Below are 20,776 nucleotides of genomic sequence, written 5' to 3' on the forward strand. Positions count from 1 at the left end.
CCCGGATCAGGTCCGGGGCCCTCCGCAACCGTGGCGACTTTACAACCGGGACAAGGCCTCGCCCGCATCATCGAGCGCGGCGGCGATGGTGTCGACCAGCTGGTCGATCTGCGCATGGGTGATCACCAGCGGCGGGCTCATCACGATGGAATCGCGGATTGCGCGCACCATCAGCCCGCGCGCGATGCAGTGGTCGCGCACGATCGGCCCGGCTTTCCCGCCGCCGCCGTGGCGCCGGTTGGTGCCCTTTTCGGCAACGATCTCGACCGCGCCGATGAGGCCGAGCGAGCGTGCCTCGCCCACCAGCGGATGGGGCGCGAGGCGCTCGGCCATGGCGGCAGCCAGATAGGGGCCCGTGTCGCGCGCGGTGCGCCCGATCAGGTCTTCGCGTTCGAGAATGTCGAGGTTGGCCAGCGCCACCGCGGCGCAGACCGGATGGCCCGAATAGGTATAGCCATGGACGAATTCCTCGCCCGAGGCGCGCAAGGTTGCGACGATCTCGCGGCTGACGGCGGTGGCCGAGATCGGCAGGTAGCCCGAGGACAGCCCCTTGGCCATCGACACAATGTCGGGCGTGAAGCCGAAATGCTGGAAGCCGAACCAGCTGCCCAACCGGCCAAAGCCGCAGATCACTTCGTCGGCGACGAGCAGGATGCCATATTTGCGGCAGATCGCCTCGACCTTCTGCCAGTAGCCGGGGGGCGGGATGATCACGCCGCCTGCGCCCTGGACCGGCTCGCCGATGAAGGCGGCGATTTTTTCGGGGCCAATGGCCAGGATGCGGTCCTCGATGGCCTGCGCCGCGCGGGCGGCGAACGCTTCCGGGTCTTCGCCAAAGCCCTCGCCGAACGGATAGGGTTGCATCACATGTTCGATGCCGGGGATCGGCAGGCCGCCCTGCACATGCATGAAATCCATGCCGCCAAGGCTGGCCGAGGCGACGGTCGAGCCGTGGTAGGCGTTGTGGCGGCTGATGAAGACGCTGCGGTCGCCCTGGCCCTTGAGCATCCAGTAGGTCCGCACGAGGCGGAACACGGTGTCGTTCGATTCCGACCCGCTCGAATTGAAGAAGATGTGCTGCAATTCGCCGCCGTGTGCCTTGGCCAGCAGCCCGGCCAGACGCGCGGCCAGTTCGACCGGCGGGGGCGTCGCGGTGCGGAAGAAGGTGTTGTAATAGGGCAGTTCGAGCATCTGGCGATAGGCCACTTCGGCCAGTTCGTCGCGCCCGTAGCCCACGTTCACGCACCACAGCCCGGCCATGCCGTCGAGCAGGCTGTGCCCCTCGCCATCGGTGACCGTACAGCCTTTGGCATGGGTGATGATGCGGCTGCCGCCCAGTTCCTGTTGCAGGGCATAGCTCGATTGCGCGGGCAGGTGATGCGCGACATCGAGCTGGCGCAGGGCGGGAATGTCGTGATTGCGGAGAGAGGACATCGTGGACGCGGCCTTTCGAGTATCTATGATCACAGATAAGGTGCGTGCGACGGGGCGTCAACGGAAACGCACGGTTTTTGCGCATTGGACAATTCGCCGGTTGGTGAATTCGCAATCAGACTCTAGGATCGCTGCAAAGCCACAGCGAGTTTGGACAGGACAGGCATGAAGAACGGCGCCACCGGGGCGAACGGGCAGGGCAAGGCCGAGCAAGGCGCACCCGTGAAGGCGCCCGTGGATAAGGCACTCCCGGAGAAGACACTTCCAGAGAAGGCCCTCGCGGGTAAGGCCTCCGCAGCCAAGGTATCGGCCCCCAAGGCCAAGGCTGCCCCCGCGAAAGCCGGTCTCGCGAAGGCCGGCTCCGCGAAAGTGACCGCGCCGAAAGCTGGCCTGGTCAAGGCTGCGGCCAAGCCCGCGCGCACGCCCAGGGTTGCCAAGGCCGGTGCGAAGGCGGCTGCAAAGGCGTCTTCAAAAACCGGGGCGAAGGCTGCCGGGGCTGCGGTCGAGGAAGTGGCCGAGGCCACGTCCTCGCTGCGCGAGCAGGTCTACAACGACCTGCGCTATCGCCTGATCACCGGCAAGATCGCGCCGGGGGTGGGCATTTCGACGCGCGGCCTTGCCCAGCAGATGGGGGTCAGCCAGATGCCCGTGCGCGATGCGCTCAGCCGGATCGCGGCGGAAGGGGCGGTCGACATCCGGTCCAAGCGCGCGGTCATGGTGCCGCGCATGACGCTCGAACGGTTCGAGGAAATCATGCGCCTGCGCACCCTGCTCGAACCCGAGGCGGCGATGGCGGCCCTGCCATACATCAATGCCGAGCGGTTGCGGGCCATCCGCGCCGCCGACGAGGCGACCGATGCCGCGCTGGGCGAGGGCGACGTGAACGCCTACATGGAATCGAACTTCCGCTTTCACTCGCTGATCTACAGCGCGGCGCCGATGCCGCTGGCCAACCGCATGATCGAGAGCCTGTGGATGCAGTTCGGGCCGTTCATGCGCGTGGTCTATGGCCGCTATGGCACGGCCGCGCTGGTCGATCACCATCAGGCCGCCACCAAGGCCATCGCCAAGGGCGATGCCCGGGGGCTGGCCGAAGCCGTTCTGGGTGACATCGGTGATTGTGCCGACCTCATGCAGGACTGGGAACGGCTTACGCAGTGAAAACGGGCGCGGGTTGCTTCATCGGTCAGGCGGCCATCAGGCGCTTGCGGAACAGGCCCTTGATCAGCCAGGCTTCGAGGAAACGGCCGATCACATAGAGCGCGGCGAACAGGCCGGCAAAGACATAGGCCGGGGTCGTCGAGGGCTTGCGGGGGTTGGACTTTTTATCCTTGTCGCCATCCTTGGGCTTTTCGGGCGCGGGCATGCCCAGCGCCTTGTCGATCGGGTTCATCGGCCGTTCGACCTTCTTTTTCCCGACCGGCTTGCCGCTGGCGTCGACTTGTGCGGCATCGGGCTTTTCCGGGCGGGCAAGCAGCACGGTCAACTGGGCCAGCCCCAGAAACAGCAGCGGCGCGAGGAAGCACAGCAGCAGCGCGCGGCTGTTGAGGCGATAGCGCAGGATCGGGCCGGTCGGGCTTTCCTCGATGCGCAGTTCGCCATGGTCGAAGACCGCCATCTTGTCCTGCGCGGCCTGGTCCTTCTTGGTGAAGGTGAGCGTGGAGTCGCGCCGGGTGTGGCTGGTTCCGGCCTCTCCGAACAGGGGTTCGAGACGGTCGAAGGCCTCGTCGGCCGTTTGGCCTGGTGTGAGTGGCAGGCTACCCCGAACATGCCAGATCCAGTCGATGATACGCGCGTTCATGCTTTCTCCGTTGGGAGAGTGTGTCGGTACGGCCCGGATGAAGATCCGGGATGGGGTGGGGGTGTGAATGACCGGAGAGCGGGTGGCGGAAAGGCGGGGGGCTGGCGCCTTTCCGGTCCGTTTCATGCGGCTCGCAGGTTCATTCCGCCGGGACGGTGTCCGGATGACGGGCAAACTTGCCCTTGATCGTCTTCCAGGCGTCGGTGAACGGGAAGGTCATCTGTTCGCGCAGGCCCATGCGGCGCCCGCCTTCCATGCCCAGCACTTCGGCCTCGCCATCGACGCAGGTTCCGAACATGCGGTCGATGAAGATGTAGGTGCCCGAATAGTTGCTCCGGCTCGCCTCGAAATCGAGCGAGTGGTGCACGCTGTGATGCTCGGTGGTGTTGAACAGGAAGCGCCACCAGGCTGGCGTGTTGAAACGCACGTTGATGTGCTGGTAGGTGCTGATGGCCATGCCGATCCCGCCTGCGAGCAGTGCTGCGCGCGGCAGGAAATCGAAGAAGCCGCCGATACCCAAGCCGATCAGGAAGATCTCGACCGGATTGCCGACCGCGCCTTTGTTGATGTTGAGCTGGGTGATGTAGTGGTGAACCGAGTGGGGCAGCCACAGCGGGTACCAGTTGTGCATCCCGCGATGCATCCAGTATTGCCCGAAATCGAAGATGAACGAGATCAGGAAGGCCTGAACCAGAATGGGGAGGCCGAGAAACCAGTCGAACTTGTCCCAGTGGAAGAAGTGCTGGATCGATTCGACCATCACGCCAGAGCCGATATAGTCATCGACAATGCGGATCGCAGTATAGCCGAGTCCGACATAGAAAAGGTCGGTGGTCAATTCTTTCCAGGTCAGCTTCCAGCTGTCGTGACGCGGGAAGAGCCATTCCAGAAAAAGAAGCAAGACCTTGAAAGCAATGCCAATTCCGATTGCCACCGATGCCTTGGCGATGGAATTGGGTGCATAGCACCAGAACAGGATGATCGCGAAGAGCACCGCTGGCTGGAAATAGGTGAAAAATGCCTGCTTCACCGGCCCGCCCTCGACGCGGGGGACGTTTTCCCAGCCCACGGTGACCGGCGCCTGTGTTCCTATCAGCCTGTTACCTACCCGAACTCCGTTCATGTCCTAGCCCTCGTAATACTTGTCCACCCATGTCAGTAATACTTATTGTGGATAAGGTAATACGAACGTCGCCCCGCGTCTACAGTATAATGACAGCAGGGTGCGCACGATTGCGCAGGGAGGGAGAGCGGTCCGGTCGGACTGTTCAGGCAGGGGCGGCGGGTGTCCCGAGCAACTCGCCCACCGCGCGCCAGGCCTGGTCGATGGCGCTGTCGGTATAGGCCGCGCGGCCCGTGTCGGAATTGGCGAGCGCGATGGCGCCGAACGGGCGGCGGGCGACCCGGTGCGGGGCGGCGGGATCATCGTCGGTCCGGGCATCCCACAGCGCGTTGTATTCGGGCGCATAGCCATGGGGCCAGCGGTTGACGGTGATCGCGGCGATGTCGCGCGTGGCGTCGAAGCCATGGGGGCCGAGCGCGCGGGTGAGCAGGTCGCGCGCTTCGTCCTCGAAGCGGGCGAGATCGGTGGCCAGCAATTGCGCGCGGCCCGCGCGGCTCTGGTCGTGTTCGGGAAGGCCGGGCTGGTGGGGGATGTGGGTCAGGTGAACGAGGATCGGATCATCGGGTGAGCGTGGCCCCTGATGGCCGCCGATGGTCACCGGGCGGTCGAGCGAGGCGCTGTGATAGAAGGCCTGCGGGAACTGGATCGAGCCCAGCCCGGCCTTGGCAAAGGCGCGCCAGTTGTCGAGCGCGACGCTGACATAGACGAGCGGTTCCTTGACCAGTTCGTGCAGCGCGGCTTTCTGTTCGGCGGGGAGCGAGGGGACGAGATAGGGTACGATCATCGACCAGCAGGCCATCACGACATGGCGCGCGGCGATCTTGTTGGGTTTTTGCGCGTGGACGGTGACAAGATCGACGCCAGCCCCATCGCGGTTGACGGCGTGGACGCAAGGGGTCGACAGGCGCAGGCGCACGGCGTTTCCGGGGCGGTCGAGCGCGCCATAGTCGCAAGGGGCGAGGATCGATTGTTCGGGCGTGATGCCCGGCGCCATGAATCCGGGGATCAGCCGGGCGACCAGCAGGCGGGCGATCGTGGCATTGCCGTCGGGAAAATGGAAATCATAGCTGCCCCCGGTGCTGGCAAAGCCGCGCGGGGTATAGCCCATGCGCATCGTGCCGCCCTTTTCGAGCTTGAGGCCCTTGAAACCGGGGAAGAAACCGGTGCCCCAGGCATCGAGCGCGCAGATCCCGTCGGCCCCCACGCACCACCAGCCGAGCGGGCGGTTCTGGTAGAACAGCAGTGCTTCCTCGCCCAGCCCGCCGTGCTTCATCAGGTAGTCGCGATAGCTGATGGTGCTCAGGTAGTCCTTGCGCTGCGCCATCGGCATGGCCCCAAGCGGATCGGTGGCGCCCGCTTCGAGCGCGGCGATCTGGGCGCGGGCGGCGGGGGAGAGCGGGGCCTGCGCGAGCGCGTCGCCAAGGGGCCCCTCCTCGGGCAGGGGGACGAGCGCGTCGCGCCCGAAGTGTTCCTTGTCGAAGAAGGCCGCGCGGCCCAGGTGCACCCCCGCCAGCGTGCCATCCTCGCTCTCGCCATCGCCATAGCGGGCGGCCAGCGCGGGCACGTCGATGCCCAGCCGCCGCAGCAGGCCATCGGCTTGCGCGCTGTAGGGGGTGGGGCTTTCGATTCCCGCCGTGCCGCCGTTGAGGATCAGCCGGTGCCCGCGCACCATGAATTCGTTGCGCTTGGCGTGGCCGCCGAAATCGTCGTGGTTGTCCAGAATGAGGATTTTGGCGTCCGGGTGGCGGTCCTGATAGAACAGGGCGGCGCTCAGCCCGCTGATGCCGCCGCCCACGACGACCAGATCGTAAGTCTCGCTGGCCGGGCCTGCCAGCGCCTGGCCGACCTGTTCGCCATCGCGCAAGGCGTGGGCGACCTCGAACGAGCCGGGGTGGGCGCCGCGCATGCCGGTGCGCAGCGGCGGATAGAGGCCGCCCGGTTCGACCGGGTGGAGGGCGGGGGCGGCCTGTGCGAGGGCGCTGCCCAATCCCGTGGCCAATCCCGTGGCGAGTGTGGCGCCTGCCGCAGTGGTGGAGCGGACGAATGCGCGCCTTGAAAATCCATCGGTAAGGCTGTCGGTAAGTCCATTGGCGGAATGGTCGTCGGATGCCATGATCGCGGTTCTTCCCTGCCTGGGGGCTTTACCCTTGCCCTGTGATCACATATCACGATCAAAAGCAATGCCCGAAATCCAGACGGGCCAGACCATGAGGGCGACCATGACCACTACCCCGACCCCCGCCATGCCCACCGTCATGCCTGCCCATCCGACGCGAAGGGGGATTCTGGCCGGATTGGGCGCGGCGGCTGTGGGCATTTCGTTCTCGGGGCTGGCAGGCTGCAAGAAGAAGCCCGCGCAGACGCTCAATTTCTACAATTGGGATACGTATGTCGGCAAGAACACGCTGTCGGGCTTTGAAGAGGCCAGCGACATCGGCGTGAACATGAGCCTCTATTCCAACAACGACGAGCTGTTCGCCAAGCTGCGCGGCGGCAATCCGGGCTATGACGTGATCGTGCCGGGCAACGATTTCGTCCAGCGCATGGCCAGGGCGGGCATGCTGATGCCGCTCGACCACGCCCAGCTGCCCAACATGAAGAACATCCTGCCCCGGTTCCAGGACGCCCCGTTCGATCCGGGCCGCAAATATGCGGTGCCCTATACCTGGCTGGTGCTGGGTATCGGCTATCGCAAGTCGAAGGTCGATGGCGTGCCCGACAGCTGGAAATGGGTGCTCGATTCGCCGCGCTACAAGGGGCGCATCGCGGTGCTGTCGGATGCGGCGGACTTGTGCCGGCTGACCGAGATCTATCAGGGCGCCGACATGAACCGGTTCGACAAGGGGGCTCTTGCCAAAGTGCAGGACCTGCTGATCCGCCAGAAGGACAATATCGCCACGTTCCACGACGACAACGGGCAGGATCTGCTGCTCTCGGGCGATTGCGACATCGTGATCGAGTACAATGGCGATATCGCCCAGGTCATGCGCGAGGACAAGGATCTGGCCTTCGTCGTGCCCAAGGAAGGCTCGATCCTGCAATCCGACCAGCTCTGCATTCCCGCTGGCGCGCCCAATCCCAAGGCGGCCCATGCTTTCATCAACTATCTGCTGAGCGCGCAGGCCGGGGCCGACATTGCCCGCACGATCCGCTATCCCACCCCCAACGGGGCCGCGCTGGCGCTGATGGAGCCCGATTATCGCAACAACCCGGTGATCTTCCCGCCCGAGGCGGCGCTGGCCCGCTGCCAGTACGCCACCTATCTGGGCGAGGACGCCTATCGCGCGTTTCAGGATACGATCACCCGCGTCCGCGCGGCGTGATCGCGCCTCATTCGACAGGCCTTATTCGACCGGGTTTTCGGGGGCGTAGATCACATAGAACTTGCGATAGCCGGGCGAGGACCAGGTGCCCAGCCAGCCCTTGGGAATGCTCACGCTGTCCCCGGCCCTGACCGCAAGGACGGTGCCGTCCGCCGAGGTGAGGGTGACCCCGCCTTCGAGGAAGACCATGAATTCGTTGACCGGATAGCCTTCGCCGGTGAACATCTCCTGATTGGGCCCGGCGACCGAATAGGCCCCGCTCATGAACTTGCGATCAGCCGAATGGAGCTGGGGCAGGTCGGCCACGGCCACGCCCTTGTCGTCGGTCGAGTGATGGGCCTGCGCGCCCGCGAGGGCCCGGGCCACGGCGCTGCCGGCCAGCCGCGCGGGGTGGTTAATGCTGGCTGTCCCGGTACTGGCTGGCCCGGTGTCGGCCAGAGCGGGCGGCGCGGCAAGCGCGAGGGGGAGCAGGCTCAGGTTCAGGCAAAGCGCGGCGCGGGCAATCGGGCGCATCGGGATGGTCTCCTTTTGGCGTAACTGCGATCTCAATCGCCATTGTGGATAGCGCCGTCAATGACTCTCTCAGAGCCCGACCCAAAAGTCGGTCGGCGGAGGTTTGGCGAGGGATTTTGGGTCACCACAAGGAGGCTGAGAGCCCAGCGATGCTGGAAGCATCGTGGCGAACAGCCGACGCCGTGGTGGCACAAAAGACCCGCCAAACCGACCCGAAGGACTTTGGGGTCGGGCTCTCAGGGGGCTCTTGGGCACCATGGTGCGTTTGGGGCACCGTGCATTTCATGGTATGCAAGGCGCGCCCGAAGCGATGCCTTTTTGCAAAGGACTGGCGTGCACGACGATTATCTTTCCGGGAAGGCCATTCCGCCTTTTGCCGCCCTGCGCGCGTTCGAGGTGGTGGGCCGCGTGGGCGGTGTCCGGCGCGCGGCGGCGGTGCTGCGGCTCGACCATGCGGTGGTCAGCCGCCACTTGCGGACGCTGGAGGAATGGCTCGGGGTCAGGCTGATCGACCGGCAGGTGGGGCGGCTGGGCCTGACCGAGACGGGGCGCGCCTATCATGCGCGGATTTCGGCGGCGATGCTCGATGTCGTGTGCGCCACGCGCGAGATCATGGCCGAAGGGCAGGTCAAGGACTTGCGGCTGTGGTGCGTGCCCGGTTTTGCCGCGCAGTGGCTGTCCGACCAGATCGCCGCCTTCGAGCGGACCGGGCCGGGCTTTCAGGTCGAACTGCGCCCGACAGACCGCCCGGCCAACCTGATGCAGTTCGAGGCCGATGTCGACATCCGCTATTATGGCGATGGCTGGATGCCCGCACCGGGCGGGCCGGGGCTGGCCACGCTGGTTCTGGCACGGCCGCCCGTGCTGATGGTGGCGAGCCCGGCGCTGGCGGCGCAGTGGGCGGGCGCCGCACCGGCAGACCTGCTGCATGCGCCCCTGCTGCACGAGGAAGACCAGGAACAGTGGCGGTTCTGGTTGCGGCGCAATGGCCTTGCCGTCGAGGGGGCGGCCTTGCCCGGACCGCTGCTCTGGCATGCCCATCTCGCGCTGGCTGGGGCGCGGCAGGGGCGCGGGCTGGCGTTGACCAATCGCTATCTGGTCGCCGGGGATCTGGCTTCGGGGGCGCTGGTCGAGGTTTGCGTGCCGGGCATGCAGGCGGTGGCGATCGGCTCCTATTGCCTCGTGACGCGGGCGGATCGGGCCAGCAATCCGGCCATCGCGCGGCTGCGCACCTTTCTGCGCGAGCGGGCGGAATAGGTCTGCCCAGTGGGCTGGTGCATGGAGGGCACCAGTCGACTCGCCTTTTCCCCCTTCCGTGCGGGCGGCGCAGATCTGATGATCGCAGCTGTCATTGGATCGCAGGGAGTTCGAACACCGTCATGGCCACGCAGACCACGCAGCCCGCTTCTTTCGATGTTGCCAGCACGGCGGGGGTCGATCTCGACCATTTCTGGATGCCGTTCACCAACAACCGCTATTTCAAGGACAATCCGCGCCTGCTCGTGGCGGCCGAGGGGATGTATTACACCAGTTCCGACGGGCGCCGCCTGCTCGATTCGACTTCGGGGCTGTGGTGCGTCAATGCCGGGCATGGCCGGGCCGCGATCGGCGCAGCCGTGGCCGAGGCCGTGGGCACGCTCGATTTCGCGCCGACGTTCCAGCTCGGCCATCCGCTGCCCTTCCGTCTGGCGAGCGAACTGGCAAAGATCATGCCCGCCGGGCTTGACCGGGTGTTCTTCACCAATTCGGGGTCGGAAAGCGCCGATACCGCGCTCAAGATGGCGCTGGCCTATCACCATGCGCGCGGCGACCAGACGCGCTTTCGCCTGATCGGTCGCCAGCGCGGCTATCATGGCACCAATTTCGGCGGGCTTTCGGTGGGCGGCCTTGGCGGCAATCGCCGCCGCTTTGTCAGCCAGGTCTGGGGGGTGGATCACCTTTCGCACACGCAGGGGCAGGCCGTGCGTTTCCAGCGCGGGCTTCAGCCGGGCAATGGCGCGCTGGCCGACGAGCTGGAGGACCTGATCGCGCTCCACGGCGCGGAAACCATCGCGGCGGTGATCGTCGAGCCGATGGCCGGGTCGGCGGGCGTGCTGGTGCCCCCGCAGGGCTATCTCCAGCGCCTGCGCGAGATCACCAGGAAGCATGGCATCCTGCTGATTTTCGACGAAGTGATCACCGGCTTTGGCCGTCTGGGCGCGGCCACCGGGGCCGAGCTGTTCGGCGTGACGCCCGACATCATCACGCTGGCCAAGGGGCTGACCAATGCCACCGTGCCGATGGGCGCCGTGGTCGCCAGCCGCGAAGTGCATGATGCCATCGTCGAGGGTTCGCCCGAGGGGATCGAGTTCTATCATGGCTACACCTATTCGGGCCATCCGGTGGCGGCGGCAGCGGGGCTCGCCACGTTGCAGATCTATCGCGAGGAAGGGCTGTTTGCCCGCGCGGGCGCGATGGCGGCCAAGTGGGAAGAGGCGGTCCACAGCCTTGCCGATTGCCCTCATGTGGTCGACATCCGCAATCTGGGCCTTGTCGCGGGGATCGAACTGGCCCCGCGCGATGGCACGCCCGGTGCCCGCGCAACCGAAGTGTTCCAGAAGGCGTTCGACCGTGGCCTGCTGATCCGCGCGACCGGCGACATTATCGCGCTTTCGCCGCCGCTGATCATTTCGGGCGACCAGATCGACGAGATCGTCGGCACGTTGCGCACGCTGCTCAAGGACCTGGCCTGATCGGGACGCGGGCGCGAAGGTTGTTTCGCGCGGGTGTCGTCCCCATCTGGGCGGCACCCCGCGTGGCTTTGCGCCCCCTTCAAAGATCAGTGCTGACAAGGTGATACAAATGACCGCAGTCATGGAAAAGGCCCAGATCCGTCCCCAGCTCGCCCGTCCTGACTTGTGGCGCGAGGCCGCGTTCATCGGCGGAAACTGGCGTGAGGGCGCCGCGACCATCGCGGTCGACAATCCCGCGACCGGCGCGGTGATCGGCCATGTTCCCGATCTGGGCGCGGCCGACGCCGGGGAAGCCGTCGCCGCCGCCCATGCCGCTTTTGCGGGCTGGAAGCGCAAGAGCGCCAAGGAGCGCGGCGCGGTCCTGCTGGCCTGGGCGGCGCTGGTCAAGCAGCACGCCGACGATCTGGCGCTGATCATGACCGCCGAACAGGGCAAGCCTCTGGCCGAGGCGCGCGGCGAGGTGCTCTATGCGGCCTCGTTCCTCGAATGGTTCGGCCACGAGGCGCGGCGCGTGATGGGCGAGGTGATCGCCCCGCACCAGCCCGACCGCCGCCTTGTCGTCACCCGCCAGCCCGTCGGCGTGGTCGGCGCGATCACGCCGTGGAATTTCCCCCTCGCGATGATCACCCGCAAGGCGGGCCCGGCGCTGGCGGTGGGCTGTCCGATCGTGATCAAGCCTTCGGAACTGACGCCGTTCTCGGCGCTGGCGCTGGCCGTTCTGGCACAGGAAGCAGGCCTGCCCGACGGACTGTTGAGCGTGGTGACCGGACAGGCCAAGCCCATTGGCGAAGTGCTTACCACCGATCCGCGCGTGGCCAAGTTCACCTTCACCGGCTCGACCGCGGTGGGCAAGCTGCTGGCCGCACAATGCGCCGGGACGGTCAAGCGGGTGAGCCTCGAACTGGGCGGCAACGCGCCGTTCATCGTCTTCGAGGATGCCGATCTCGATGCGGCGGTCGAAGGGGCGCTGGCCTCCAAGTTCCGCAACACCGGGCAGACGTGCGTCTGTGCCAACCGCTTCCTCGTTCACGAGGCGGTCCATGATGCCTTTGCGCAAAAGCTTGCCGCGCGGGTTGCGGCCATGCGGATGGGCCCCGGCCTCGAAGGGCCGGTCGATCAGGGCCCGCTGATCGACGAGCGCGCGGTGGCCAAGGTTGCTGCCCATGTCGCCGATGCAGTGGCACGCGGGGGCAAGGTTCTGGCGGGCGGCGCCGCCGCGCCCGAACTGGGCAGCCGGTTCCATGCGCCCACGGTCATCGCCGATGTTCCTGCCGATGCCCTGCTCAACCGCGAGGAGACCTTCGGGCCGCTGGCCGGGCTGATCCGCTTTTCGACCGAGGCCGAGGCGGTGGCGCTGGCCAACGATACCCGTTCGGGGCTGGCCGCCTATGCCTATACCGCTGACGCCGGGCGCCAGTGGCGCCTGACCGAGGCGCTCGAATATGGCATGGTGGGCATCAACACCGGGCTGATCTCGACCGAAGTCGCGCCGTTTGGCGGGGTCAAGGAATCGGGGCTGGGCCGCGAAGGCTCGCATCTGGGCATGGACGACTACCTCGACGTCAAGCTGGCCTGCATCGCGGTGTCGGAGGCTTGAGCGTCTGATCCGAAACTGTCGTTTCGGATCGTTCGGCACCGGCCCGCTCCCCCACCGAAATTCGCCTCTTCGGCGAATTTCGATCAGACTATGTGCCACAGGAGGCTTGCCCCCTGTCGCCGGGCTATGGTCAAGGCGGCAGGGGGAAGGTATTCCGGCGCGCCCCTGTTTGCGCGCTGAAGGAAGACCATGATCCATACCGACCATGCGGCCTTGCGGGCTGCCCATGCTGCGGGGGGCGGGCTGTGCACGGTGGTGGGCATCGATGGCAGCTTTTCGCGGCGGGTCGGCGCGCAGATGACCCTTGCGGGAGAGGCCATCGCCGGAAGTCTGGCCGATGTCTGCCTTGAGCGGCAACTGGCCAATGACCTGACCGGGCTGGTGCCGGGCGGGGACGTGCTGCTCCAGCGCTATGGCCGCGGCTCGCCGATCATCGATTTTCGCCTGCCCTGTGGCGGCGGGCTCGACATCCTGCTCGATCCCGCGCCCGACCGGGCGGCGCTGGCCCGGACGGTGGCCGCGCTCGATGCGCGCCAGCCTGCCAGCCTGCCGCTGGCCCTGCCCGAGGGGGCTCCGGCGCATCTGCTGCGCGAGCGGCCCTATATTCCGCCGCTCTCGCTCATCCTGTTCGGCGAGGGGGCCGAACTCGATGCCACGGCGGCCCTGGCCCGCACGATGGGCATCGCGACCACGGTGTTTTCCAAGGATCAGGCCGCTTACGAAGGGCCCGAATTGTTGCGTCTGGGCGGGGTGCCGCCCGAAACCGTGCGGCCCGATCCGTGGACGGCGATTCTCCTGCTGTTTCACGACCATGAGTGGGAGCGCGCGCTGCTCGGCTGGGCGCTCGATACCCCGGCTTTCTACATCGGCGCGCAAGGGGGCCTGCGCGCGCGGCAGGCGCGGCTGGAGGATCTGGCGCGCGATGGGCTGGGGCCGGACAGGCTGGCGCGGATCACCAGCCCGGTCGGCCTGATCCCGCGCACGCGCGAGCCGGGGGTGCTGGCGCTTTCGGCGCTGGCCGAGATCATGGGCGCCTACGAGGCGCTTCACCCGCTGGCCTGATCCACTGGCCTGACCAACTGGCCTGAATGGAGATCAGGCGCGCGCGTCGAGCAGGGCTTGCGCGCGGGCGAGGTCTTCGGGGTGGTCGATGTCGAGCGCGTGGGCCGGATCGAGCGCCAGCGCGGGCGCGCCGCGCAGCAGGGCCCCCGCGCCGCGATCCCCCGACAGGGCCCTGAGCGCGGCAAAATGGCCTGCGCCAAAGATCGCGGGCGGCAGGACTTGCCCGCCACATTGGCTGGCGATGCGGTCCCCGTCGAAGGCGGCGGCCAGCGCGGCGAAATGGGCTGGCGGCACCATCGGCATGTCGGCCAGCGCGATCAGCACGGCGTCCACATCCTCCAGCGCGGCGACACCTTGCGCCAATGAGCGCGACAGCGGCGCGCCGGGCGGATCGAGCGGGATCGTCTCGAAGCCGGGGAGGGGTGGCACATCGGGCCCGGCAACGACCACGCGCCGCGCCAGCGCCAGCCCGGAAAGCGCGCGCGCGACATGGGCGACCACCGGCTGCCCGCCCAGATCGGCGGCCAGCTTGCCCCCGCCAAAGCGGCTTGCCCGCCCCCCTGCCAGCACGAGGGCGGCCAGTCGCAGGGGAGGGGGGATGGTTCCGGGCGCGGGGGAAGGGGGCGGGGGGCCTAGGGGCAGGGTAATGTCCTTTCGCGCCCGGAACGGGTGGGGCTTACTTCTTTTCGGCTTTGGGGGCCTCCGCCTTGGGAGCAGCGGGCGTTTGCGCGCCGGTGACGGGCGGCGGTTCGTGCGTTGCCGGTTCCCCGGTCACCGGCTGTTCGTCGCCCCAGCCGCCGCCGAGCGCGAGGAACAGTTCGATCTGGTCCATGGCGATCTCGTGGCGCGATCCGACCACGGCGGCCTCGGCCCCGAGGGCACCTTGACGGCTGCCCAGATCGGCGCTGATGTTGGCGCGGCCCGCTTCGCGCAGGCGGCGGGCCTGGTCGGCTGCGGTGCGCGCCGCCTCGAGCGCGGCATCGAGCGCTAGGTGGCGGTTGTGGTCTTCGGCATACGTGTTGAGCGTGGTTTCGGTCTCGCGCAGGGCGCCCAGCACGACACCGTCGAAGTGCGCCAGCGCGCCCTTGGCCCCGGCCTTTTCCGCGCGGACGCGGGCCCGCATGCCAGCGGTCGGGATCGACCAGTGGATCAGGCTGCCCAAGGCCCAGTTGTTGGTGAGCGCGGTGCCCAGGTTGCGGACAAGGCCGACCGAGCCGCCCGAAACCCCAAGGCTGACCGACGGATAGAGGTTGGCCGTGGCCAGGCCGACGCGGGCCGTGGCGCCGGCCAGCCCGCGTTCGGCCGCGCGCACATCGGGGCGGCGGCGCAGCATCGCGGCGCCATCGCCGATCGGCAGGGGCGCGCGCAACTGGGGTACCGAACGGCAGGCTTCGGCCTCGCGCGGGTAGTCGGTGGGCACCCGGCCCATCAGCGCGGCAAGGCGATAGAGCGAGGCGCGCGCGGCGGCGCGATAGGCCGGAAGCGTGGCCTGCGCCTGGGCGAGGCGGGCCTCTCCGGCGGTGACATCGGGGGCCGCGCTGCGCCCGGCACGGGCCATGCGGCGGTTGATGTCGAGCAGGCGCTGCTCGATGGCGATCGAGCGCACGGCGAGGTCTTCGGCTTCATGGGCCGCGCACACGCCGACATAGGCCCGCGCGACATCGGCGGCGACCGTTACCTTGACGGTATCGCGGATCGAGGCGACTTCCTCCTCGTCGGCGCGGGCGGCCTCGATCGAGCGGCGGATGCGGCCGAACAGGTCGACCTGATAGGTCGCATTGCCGCCCATGTCGGCCAGGCTGGAGACCGGGACGTGCTTGAACTGGAGGAAGGATTCCCCCGAAAGCTGGGTGTAGGAGTAGCTTGCGTCCACCCCCATCTCGATATCCTTGGCGCCCCGCGCCACTTCGGTCAGGGCATGCGCGCGTTCGAGATTGGCCGAGGCCACGCGCAAGTCGGTGTTGGCGGCCAGCGCCCCTTCCTCAAGGCTGTCGAGCACGGGATCGTCATAAAGGTGCCACCAGCGCGGGGGCAGCGGTTCGCTCGTCGTCAGCTCGGACCCGGCCGGGACAGACCCGAACGCGCCCTGGGCCTTGGGATCGGCAAAGGCCGAATCCTTGGGCAGGTGATAGTTGGGGCCGACGGCCTTGCACCCGGCCAGCGCGAGCAGCGCGGCGCCGACCAGCAGGCGCTGGCCGTTCGGGCGCATCCTGCCCCTTGCGGGGGGTATCGTGCGGGGAAGCTGCTTCACTTGGCCGGCTCCGAGGCCTGTTCGGCCACTTGCGCGGGCGCTTGCGCCGAGGGCTGGGCGATGGGGGTGGAGGCGGGCTTGAACAGCGGCACGTCGTCGGGCGCGAGGGTGACCGAGGCAGTGCGGCCCGCGATCAGCGCGACCCCGGCGGGATGCTCGTCGATGGCAATACGCACCGGCACGCGCTGGGGCAGGCGCACCCACGAGAAGCTGGGGTTGATCGCCGGAAGCAGGTTGGCGCTGCCGGTGCGGTCGTGATCCTCGATGGCCATGGCGATCGAGGTCACATGGCCCTTGAGCAGGCGGTGCTCGCCCATCAGGCGGATCGTGGCGATCTGGCCGACCCGGACGTGGGGCAGCTTGGTTTCCTCGAAATAGCCTTCGACGCGCAGCGAGCCGCTGTCGACCAGACCCATGACCGCCTTGCCGGGCGAGACATAGTTGCCCGGACGCAGCGACTGGTCGGAGATCGTGCCGTCGACCGAGGCGCGCACGACCGTGCGGGTGAGGTTGAGCTTGGCCAGATCGCGCGCCGAGATCGCCATCGAGCGGGCGGTGTTGGCCTGCGCGAGCGCGGCCTCGGCTTCGGCGACGCGGGTGTCGCTCTGCTGGGTCACTTCGAGCGGGACCAGATCGCCCAGCGCGTGGTTGCGCTTGGCCTCGCGCTGGGCCTCGGCGAGGGATACGCTGGCGCTCTCGATCCCGGCATTGGCCTTTTCGATGGCGTCTTCGGCATCGCGCAGGGCCAGTTCATAGCGCGAGCGGTCGATCTCGAAGAGCACGTCGCCCCTGTGGACCGGCTGGTCGTTGACCACCGCCACGCGGGTCACCAGCCCCTGAACGTCGGGCGCGACCTGAACGACATCGATGCGGATGCGCCCGTCACGGGTCCAGGGATCGGCCTGATAGTGGTTCCACAGCAGGCGCGAGCCGAGCGCGGCGACGACCACCAGTGCGCCGGTGACGCCGACCTGGATGGTTTTGCGAAGAGCAGGAGAGGCAGAATTGGGCATCACAACCATCCATTGATCAACTGGGGAAAGCGCACGAGCAGCGCCCAGCACGCCACAAACAGGGCCGTATCGAACAGGACCGGGTGCCATACCCAGCGGTAGAACCGCAAGGCCATCAGCACGCGGTGAATGACCAGCGCCACGATCAGCGCCATGGTGGCGGTGACCGGGGCCGACGCGATGAAGAATTCACCGAAGTTGAATTCGGAAAAAGCGGGGGAGAAGGTCATGCCGGAAGCTCCGCCGGGCCAGTCGTTGGGAAATGCAGCACGGGGCTGGGGCTATTGGGGAAGAGATTGCGACGGAAGGCGATCAGCGCGGCGACGGCATGGGGACGGTCGCGTGCATCGGGATGGCCGAAGGGCAGCGGCTGGGGATCGAGGTCCATGCCATCGCGCAGGATCAGGCGCAGCGCGCGGTCGATGCGGTGGAGCAGGCGCTCGTCGGGCGGGGGCGGCGCGTCGGGCCGCCACGAACGGAAGTAGCGTTCGGCCTCGCGCAGGAGGATCGAAAGCGCGCGCTGCTGGCGCAGGGGCGCGCCGGTGCGGGCATGCTGGATCGCCACCAGATTGAGCGCCAGACGCACTTCGCGAAGGCCTTCCTGCGCGGTGAGGACGCCTTCGGTGTCGGTGCTCAGGCGCTGGGTGAGCAGCGCGGTCTGGTCCATCACGCGGGCCAGAACCTGTGACGGGTCGGGCGCGACGGGGCTGGCCGACAACCGCACGAGGTCGCGCTGGAGCGAACGCAGCAGGCGCTTGATCGCCACGTCGGTGCCCAGATTGCGCAGGCCTGCGGTAAAGCCCGCGGCCAGAATCACCGCCAGCACCTGCCCGATGTTGGCGTTGATGAAATGCTCGAAATCCTGCTGGTAGGTTTCCTGGATGCTGACCGCGGCGCAAAAACCCATGGCCATGGCCGTGGCCTGACCGGCCAGACGCGGGTTGCCCACGCAATAGGCAATGGCCAGCAGCGGGGGCGAGAGCACGATGGCCATGGCGAGGAAATCGTGCACCATGGGCAGGATCGCGAAGACATAGACCCCCGCCATCGGCACGCCCAGACAGATCGCCACGCCAAAGCGCAGGATCATCGGGACCGGATTGTCGAGCGAGGCGAACAGGCAGCAGAACACGGCGGTCATCGCCGCCGCCCCGGCGCCGTCGGCCCAGCTCGAATAGATCCAGATCACGCAGCAGGCGAACACCGCCGCCGCCGCCGCGATGCCGGCCATCAGGGCCTGGCCGAAGTCGCGATGCAGGCGGAAGGCCGCGCGCGGGCTGCGCAACGAGGCCAGAATGGGGGCATCGGGGTCGCGCAGGTGATTGAGCGCCTGACGGCATTCGCCCAGCAGGGCAACGACCTGGGCCAGGCGCACGCGATAGCTGATGACCAGCAGGTCGTGCCAGTCGGCGGTGCGCGCATTGGCAAAGAGCGTGCTGTCGGCCATCGAGAGATCGGGCAGGGCATCGCTCGGGCTGCCTGCCGCGAGCCAGTCCTGGGCGGCCATCCGCGCACGGTCGAGATCGGGGTCGGGGTTTTCGGGCACGGCGGCGATGGCCGCGCGGCGGTCGGACAGGCCCGAGAGCAGGGGCAGCAGCAGGACCATGCGTTCGAGCAGTGCGCGCACCGTGCCGGTCGCCTCGCGCCAGTGCGAGGTGTCGAAGGGCACATGGGTCGTCATCAGCGCGCAATCGACGACGTCGACCGCCAGCTGCTGCTGCTCGCGCGGGGTGCGTCGCGGGGCGTCGCGGGTCAGGCAGTCGGCCAGCCAGGTCTCGGCATCGCGCATCCAGCGCTCAAGGCGTCCGCCCAGCGGGACCGAGACCGATAGCGGCATGATGATGCTGTGGGTGAGCGTGGCGGCCACGATGCCCAGTGTGATTTCGGTCACGCGGGCAACGGCGGTGTCGAACACGCCATAAGGATTGTTGGTGCTGGGGAAGGCGATGATCGCGGCGGTATAGCCCGCCAGCATCAGGGTATAGGACCGCGCCGAACGGTCGAGCAGCGAGATCGTCAGGCACAGACCGACCCACGCCGCCAGCACGCCCGAGAGCAGCAGCGGCCATTCGAACAGGCCCGGCACCACCGCCACGGCAAAGGCTGCGCCTGCGAACGTGCCGATCACGCGGAAGATCGCCTTGGAACGGGTCGCCCCGGCGAGCGGATTGGAGACGATGAACACCGTGGTCATCGACCAGAACGACATCGGCAGGCCGACCCACAGCCCGATCCACAAGGCCAGGAACGCGGCCAGCACCGTCTTGAACGCGAACATCAGCTGCGCAAAGTTCGGAGGCCGGATCGAGGAGAGGAGCTTTACCGGCAAGGGCTTGGTTCCATAAGAAAAGGCATGATGGAAGGGCGGCGCGACGACATGGGGATGGCCAATCTTGTGAAACGTGGTCTTGTGTACGTCTGCCTCAGGCCACCGACAAGGTCACCGTTACATTGTCCCGGACGGCATGGCTGTAGGGGCACTGGGCATGGGTGGCGGCCATCAGGGCCTGGGCGGTTTCGCGCTCCATGCCCGGCAGGCAGGCTTCGAGGGTGATCGTCAGCGCAAACCCGCCCGCAACGCGCGGGCCGATGCCCACTTTGGCGGTGACCGTGCTTTCTGCCGGGATCGCCGGATGGCCCTGGCTGCGCAGCGCGCGCATCGCGCTCAGGAACGAGGCGGCATAGGCGCTGGCAAACAGCTGTTCGGGATTGTTGCCATGGCCGCGTCCGCCCAGATCGGCGGGCAGGTCGAGCCAGGCGTGAAACGTGCCGTCGGCCGTGGACACGCGCCCTTCGCGGCCACCCGTGGCGGTGGCGGATGTTTCATAGATCGGGGCGGTCAACATGGGGCAGAGTCCTCGGGTCGCACGGGCGGGGCGTCCGGTCGGGTTGGTATGGTCCCGATCTAATCTTGTGCAGTGCAACAATCCAAGAAGGACTCTGGCCATCAGCCATAAGTTATCTTATGGATTGGGCCATGTCGCTCACCCGCCTGCGTGCTTTTGTCGAGGTCTATCGCCAGCGCTCGTTCACCACGGCGGCGCGCAACCTCGGGCTGTCGCAACCGGCGATCTCGCAGGCCATTGCCAGTCTGGAAGCCACCGTGGGCCGCCCCCTGTTCGAGCGGCACGGGCGCGGGGTGGTGCCCACCGGGGCCGCGCGCGACCTGGCCTCGGACATTGGCGACCGCCTCGATCAGGCCGAGGCCGCGCTGGCCCAGGCCCGCGCGCGCTCGGCCGAACTGGCCGGGTCGATCCAGATCGTGGGCCATCCCGACTTCCTCGCCGAAGTGGTCGCGCCCCAGCTCGGCCCCTTGCTCGAAAGCGGCATCCGCGTGCGCCTTCAGGGGGGCAGCCGCACCGAGATCGAGCAATGGCTGATCCATGGCGAGGCCGATCTGGGCGTGTCGAGCTTCCCGGTGACCGACCGGCGCCTGCGCGGCGAGCAACTGCGCGAGGAAGGCGTCCATGCCGTGGCCGCGCCTTCCGTCGTCGCGCGCCTGCGCACGGCACTGGCGGCGGGGAGCGATCTGCCGACCTTTCTGGCGGGGCTGCCGCTCTTGTCCTATGGCCTCGACCATCCGCTGATCGAGGAATGGCTGCGGCGCCACGGGGTGAGCCAGGACCATGTTTCGCCCGCGCTGGTCGGGCAGGATGTGCGCAGCCTGCGCGGGCTGCTCGAAGATGGCCATGGCTGGACGGTGCTGCCCGAATACCTGTGCCGCGACCGCCTCGAATCCGGCGCGCTGGCCGAAATTCCTGCCCCTCAGCTCCATACCGGCCAGACGGACTATGGCCAGCCCGATCATGGCAAGATCAGCTATCACCTGATCTGGGCGCCATCCGCCCTGCGCCAGCCGCGCGTGGCCCATGTGCGCCACGCGCTGATCTGGCGGCTCTATCGTCGGTAGGGGGGCGCCGGTAAGGG

The 20,776-nt window shown here is 67.6% G+C and carries 18 protein-coding genes; 7 read left to right on the forward strand and 11 right to left on the reverse strand.

Going from position 1 to position 20,776, the window contains the following annotated elements; all coding sequences use genetic code 11:
- Positions 1-39: 39 nt before the first annotated feature.
- Positions 40-1,434, reverse strand: a complete 1,395-nt coding sequence (locus SBI20_RS13145; protein ID WP_317975447.1) for an aminotransferase — start codon at positions 1,432-1,434, stop codon at positions 40-42.
- Between the two features lie 369 nt (positions 1,435-1,803).
- Between SBI20_RS13145 and SBI20_RS13150 the strand changes: the two genes are divergently transcribed.
- The gene (locus SBI20_RS13150; protein WP_317975448.1) at positions 1,804-2,595 is read left to right on the forward strand and encodes a GntR family transcriptional regulator; all 792 of its coding nucleotides are present in this window, start codon (positions 1,804-1,806) and stop codon (positions 2,593-2,595) included.
- A gap of 25 nt (positions 2,596-2,620) precedes the next feature.
- On the opposite strand, the gene SBI20_RS13155 is transcribed toward SBI20_RS13150, so the two are convergent.
- The 3 genes from SBI20_RS13155 to SBI20_RS13165 form a co-directional block, all read right to left on the reverse strand.
- Positions 2,621-3,235 (reverse strand): hypothetical protein, encoded by a 615-nt coding sequence (locus SBI20_RS13155; protein ID WP_317975449.1) that lies wholly within the window; start codon positions 3,233-3,235, stop codon positions 2,621-2,623.
- A 139-nt stretch (positions 3,236-3,374) separates the two neighbouring features.
- On the reverse strand, positions 3,375-4,358 hold the full coding sequence (locus SBI20_RS13160) for a sterol desaturase family protein (protein WP_317975450.1): 984 nt from the start codon (positions 4,356-4,358) through the stop codon (positions 3,375-3,377).
- A 145-nt stretch (positions 4,359-4,503) separates the two neighbouring features.
- Positions 4,504-6,471 (reverse strand): NAD(P)-binding protein, encoded by a 1,968-nt coding sequence (locus SBI20_RS13165; RefSeq protein WP_317975451.1) that lies wholly within the window; start codon positions 6,469-6,471, stop codon positions 4,504-4,506.
- A gap of 106 nt (positions 6,472-6,577) precedes the next feature.
- Here SBI20_RS13165 and SBI20_RS13170 point away from each other — a divergent pair, with 106 nt between their 5' ends.
- The gene (locus SBI20_RS13170) at positions 6,578-7,681 is read left to right on the forward strand and encodes an ABC transporter substrate-binding protein (RefSeq protein WP_317975452.1); all 1,104 of its coding nucleotides are present in this window, start codon (positions 6,578-6,580) and stop codon (positions 7,679-7,681) included.
- 21 nt (positions 7,682-7,702) lie between these two features.
- On the opposite strand, the gene SBI20_RS13175 is transcribed toward SBI20_RS13170, so the two are convergent.
- On the reverse strand, positions 7,703-8,194 hold the full coding sequence (locus SBI20_RS13175; protein WP_317975453.1) for a cupin domain-containing protein: 492 nt from the start codon (positions 8,192-8,194) through the stop codon (positions 7,703-7,705).
- 333 nt (positions 8,195-8,527) lie between these two features.
- Between SBI20_RS13175 and SBI20_RS13180 the strand changes: the two genes are divergently transcribed.
- The 4 genes from SBI20_RS13180 to SBI20_RS13195 all read left to right on the forward strand — a co-directional run bounded on the left by SBI20_RS13180 (position 8,528) and on the right by SBI20_RS13195 (position 13,585).
- Entirely contained in the window at positions 8,528-9,451 is a 924-nt protein-coding gene (locus SBI20_RS13180; protein WP_317975454.1) for a LysR substrate-binding domain-containing protein, read from the forward strand.
- Between the two features lie 122 nt (positions 9,452-9,573).
- Positions 9,574-10,926 (forward strand): omega-aminotransferase AptA, encoded by a 1,353-nt coding sequence (gene aptA, locus SBI20_RS13185; RefSeq protein WP_317975455.1) that lies wholly within the window; start codon positions 9,574-9,576, stop codon positions 10,924-10,926.
- A 109-nt stretch (positions 10,927-11,035) separates the two neighbouring features.
- A complete protein-coding gene (locus tag SBI20_RS13190) occupies positions 11,036-12,523 on the forward strand; it encodes an NAD-dependent succinate-semialdehyde dehydrogenase (protein WP_317975456.1) in 1,488 nt (495 codons plus the stop codon).
- 189 nt (positions 12,524-12,712) lie between these two features.
- Positions 12,713-13,585, forward strand: coding sequence for an XdhC family protein (locus tag SBI20_RS13195; RefSeq protein ID WP_317975457.1), 873 nt, complete (start codon positions 12,713-12,715; stop codon positions 13,583-13,585).
- 33 nt (positions 13,586-13,618) lie between these two features.
- Here the strand turns inward: SBI20_RS13195 and SBI20_RS13200 are convergent, their stop codons facing one another.
- The 6 genes from SBI20_RS13200 to SBI20_RS13225 all read right to left on the reverse strand — a co-directional run bounded on the left by SBI20_RS13200 (position 13,619) and on the right by SBI20_RS13225 (position 19,695).
- The gene (locus tag SBI20_RS13200) at positions 13,619-14,155 is read right to left on the reverse strand and encodes a nucleotidyltransferase family protein (protein WP_317975458.1); all 537 of its coding nucleotides are present in this window, start codon (positions 14,153-14,155) and stop codon (positions 13,619-13,621) included.
- Positions 14,156-14,261: 106 nt separating this feature from the next.
- Positions 14,262-15,794: an efflux transporter outer membrane subunit gene (locus SBI20_RS13205; protein ID WP_317975459.1), complete on the reverse strand. Its 1,533-nt coding sequence runs from the start codon at positions 15,792-15,794 to the stop codon at positions 14,262-14,264.
- Positions 15,795-15,832: 38 nt separating this feature from the next.
- On the reverse strand, positions 15,833-16,849 hold the full coding sequence (locus SBI20_RS13210) for an HlyD family efflux transporter periplasmic adaptor subunit (RefSeq protein WP_317975460.1): 1,017 nt from the start codon (positions 16,847-16,849) through the stop codon (positions 15,833-15,835).
- Positions 16,849-17,079 carry a DUF1656 domain-containing protein gene (locus SBI20_RS13215; RefSeq protein WP_317975461.1) on the reverse strand — a complete coding sequence of 77 codons (231 nt, stop codon included), beginning with the start codon at positions 17,077-17,079 and terminating at the stop codon, positions 16,849-16,851. Before SBI20_RS13215 ends, SBI20_RS13210 begins: the two co-directional genes overlap by 1 nt.
- Positions 17,076-19,178 (reverse strand): FUSC family protein, encoded by a 2,103-nt coding sequence (locus tag SBI20_RS13220; protein WP_317975462.1) that lies wholly within the window; start codon positions 19,176-19,178, stop codon positions 17,076-17,078. The genes SBI20_RS13215 and SBI20_RS13220 overlap by 4 nt, the downstream gene beginning before the upstream one ends.
- Before the next feature lie 94 nt (positions 19,179-19,272).
- Positions 19,273-19,695 carry an organic hydroperoxide resistance protein gene (locus SBI20_RS13225; protein ID WP_317975463.1) on the reverse strand — a complete coding sequence of 141 codons (423 nt, stop codon included), beginning with the start codon at positions 19,693-19,695 and terminating at the stop codon, positions 19,273-19,275.
- 131 nt (positions 19,696-19,826) lie between these two features.
- Between SBI20_RS13225 and SBI20_RS13230 the strand changes: the two genes are divergently transcribed.
- On the forward strand, positions 19,827-20,759 hold the full coding sequence (locus tag SBI20_RS13230; RefSeq protein ID WP_317975464.1) for a LysR family transcriptional regulator: 933 nt from the start codon (positions 19,827-19,829) through the stop codon (positions 20,757-20,759).
- The last annotated feature ends 17 nt before the right edge of the window (positions 20,760-20,776 follow it).

It is taken from the genome of Novosphingobium sp. IK01 (assembly GCF_033242265.1).
In the GTDB taxonomy this organism is placed as follows: domain Bacteria; phylum Pseudomonadota; class Alphaproteobacteria; order Sphingomonadales; family Sphingomonadaceae; genus Novosphingobium; species Novosphingobium pituita.

Bases quoted from the DNA above. Each gene is read 5' to 3' on its own strand.
- SBI20_RS13145 (WP_317975447.1), bottom strand. From the start codon at position 1,434: ATGTCCTCTCTCCGCAATCACGACATTCCCGCCCTGCGCCAGCTCGAT.
- SBI20_RS13155 (WP_317975449.1), bottom strand. From the start codon at position 3,235: ATGAACGCGCGTATCATCGACTGGATCTGGCATGTTCGGGGTAGCCTG.
- SBI20_RS13160 (WP_317975450.1), bottom strand. From the start codon at position 4,358: ATGAACGGAGTTCGGGTAGGTAACAGGCTGATAGGAACACAGGCGCCG.
- SBI20_RS13165 (WP_317975451.1), bottom strand. From the start codon at position 6,471: ATGGCATCCGACGACCATTCCGCCAATGGACTTACCGACAGCCTTACC.
- SBI20_RS13170 (WP_317975452.1), top strand. From the start codon at position 6,578: ATGACCACTACCCCGACCCCCGCCATGCCCACCGTCATGCCTGCCCAT.
- SBI20_RS13175 (WP_317975453.1), bottom strand. From the start codon at position 8,194: ATGCGCCCGATTGCCCGCGCCGCGCTTTGCCTGAACCTGAGCCTGCTC.
- aptA (WP_317975455.1), top strand. From the start codon at position 9,574: ATGGCCACGCAGACCACGCAGCCCGCTTCTTTCGATGTTGCCAGCACG.
- SBI20_RS13190 (WP_317975456.1), top strand. From the start codon at position 11,036: ATGACCGCAGTCATGGAAAAGGCCCAGATCCGTCCCCAGCTCGCCCGT.
- SBI20_RS13195 (WP_317975457.1), top strand. From the start codon at position 12,713: ATGATCCATACCGACCATGCGGCCTTGCGGGCTGCCCATGCTGCGGGG.
- SBI20_RS13205 (WP_317975459.1), bottom strand. From the start codon at position 15,794: ATGCGCCCGAACGGCCAGCGCCTGCTGGTCGGCGCCGCGCTGCTCGCG.
- SBI20_RS13210 (WP_317975460.1), bottom strand. From the start codon at position 16,849: ATGCCCAATTCTGCCTCTCCTGCTCTTCGCAAAACCATCCAGGTCGGC.
- SBI20_RS13215 (WP_317975461.1), bottom strand. From the start codon at position 17,079: ATGACCTTCTCCCCCGCTTTTTCCGAATTCAACTTCGGTGAATTCTTC.
- SBI20_RS13225 (WP_317975463.1), bottom strand. From the start codon at position 19,695: ATGTTGACCGCCCCGATCTATGAAACATCCGCCACCGCCACGGGTGGC.
- SBI20_RS13230 (WP_317975464.1), top strand. From the start codon at position 19,827: ATGTCGCTCACCCGCCTGCGTGCTTTTGTCGAGGTCTATCGCCAGCGC.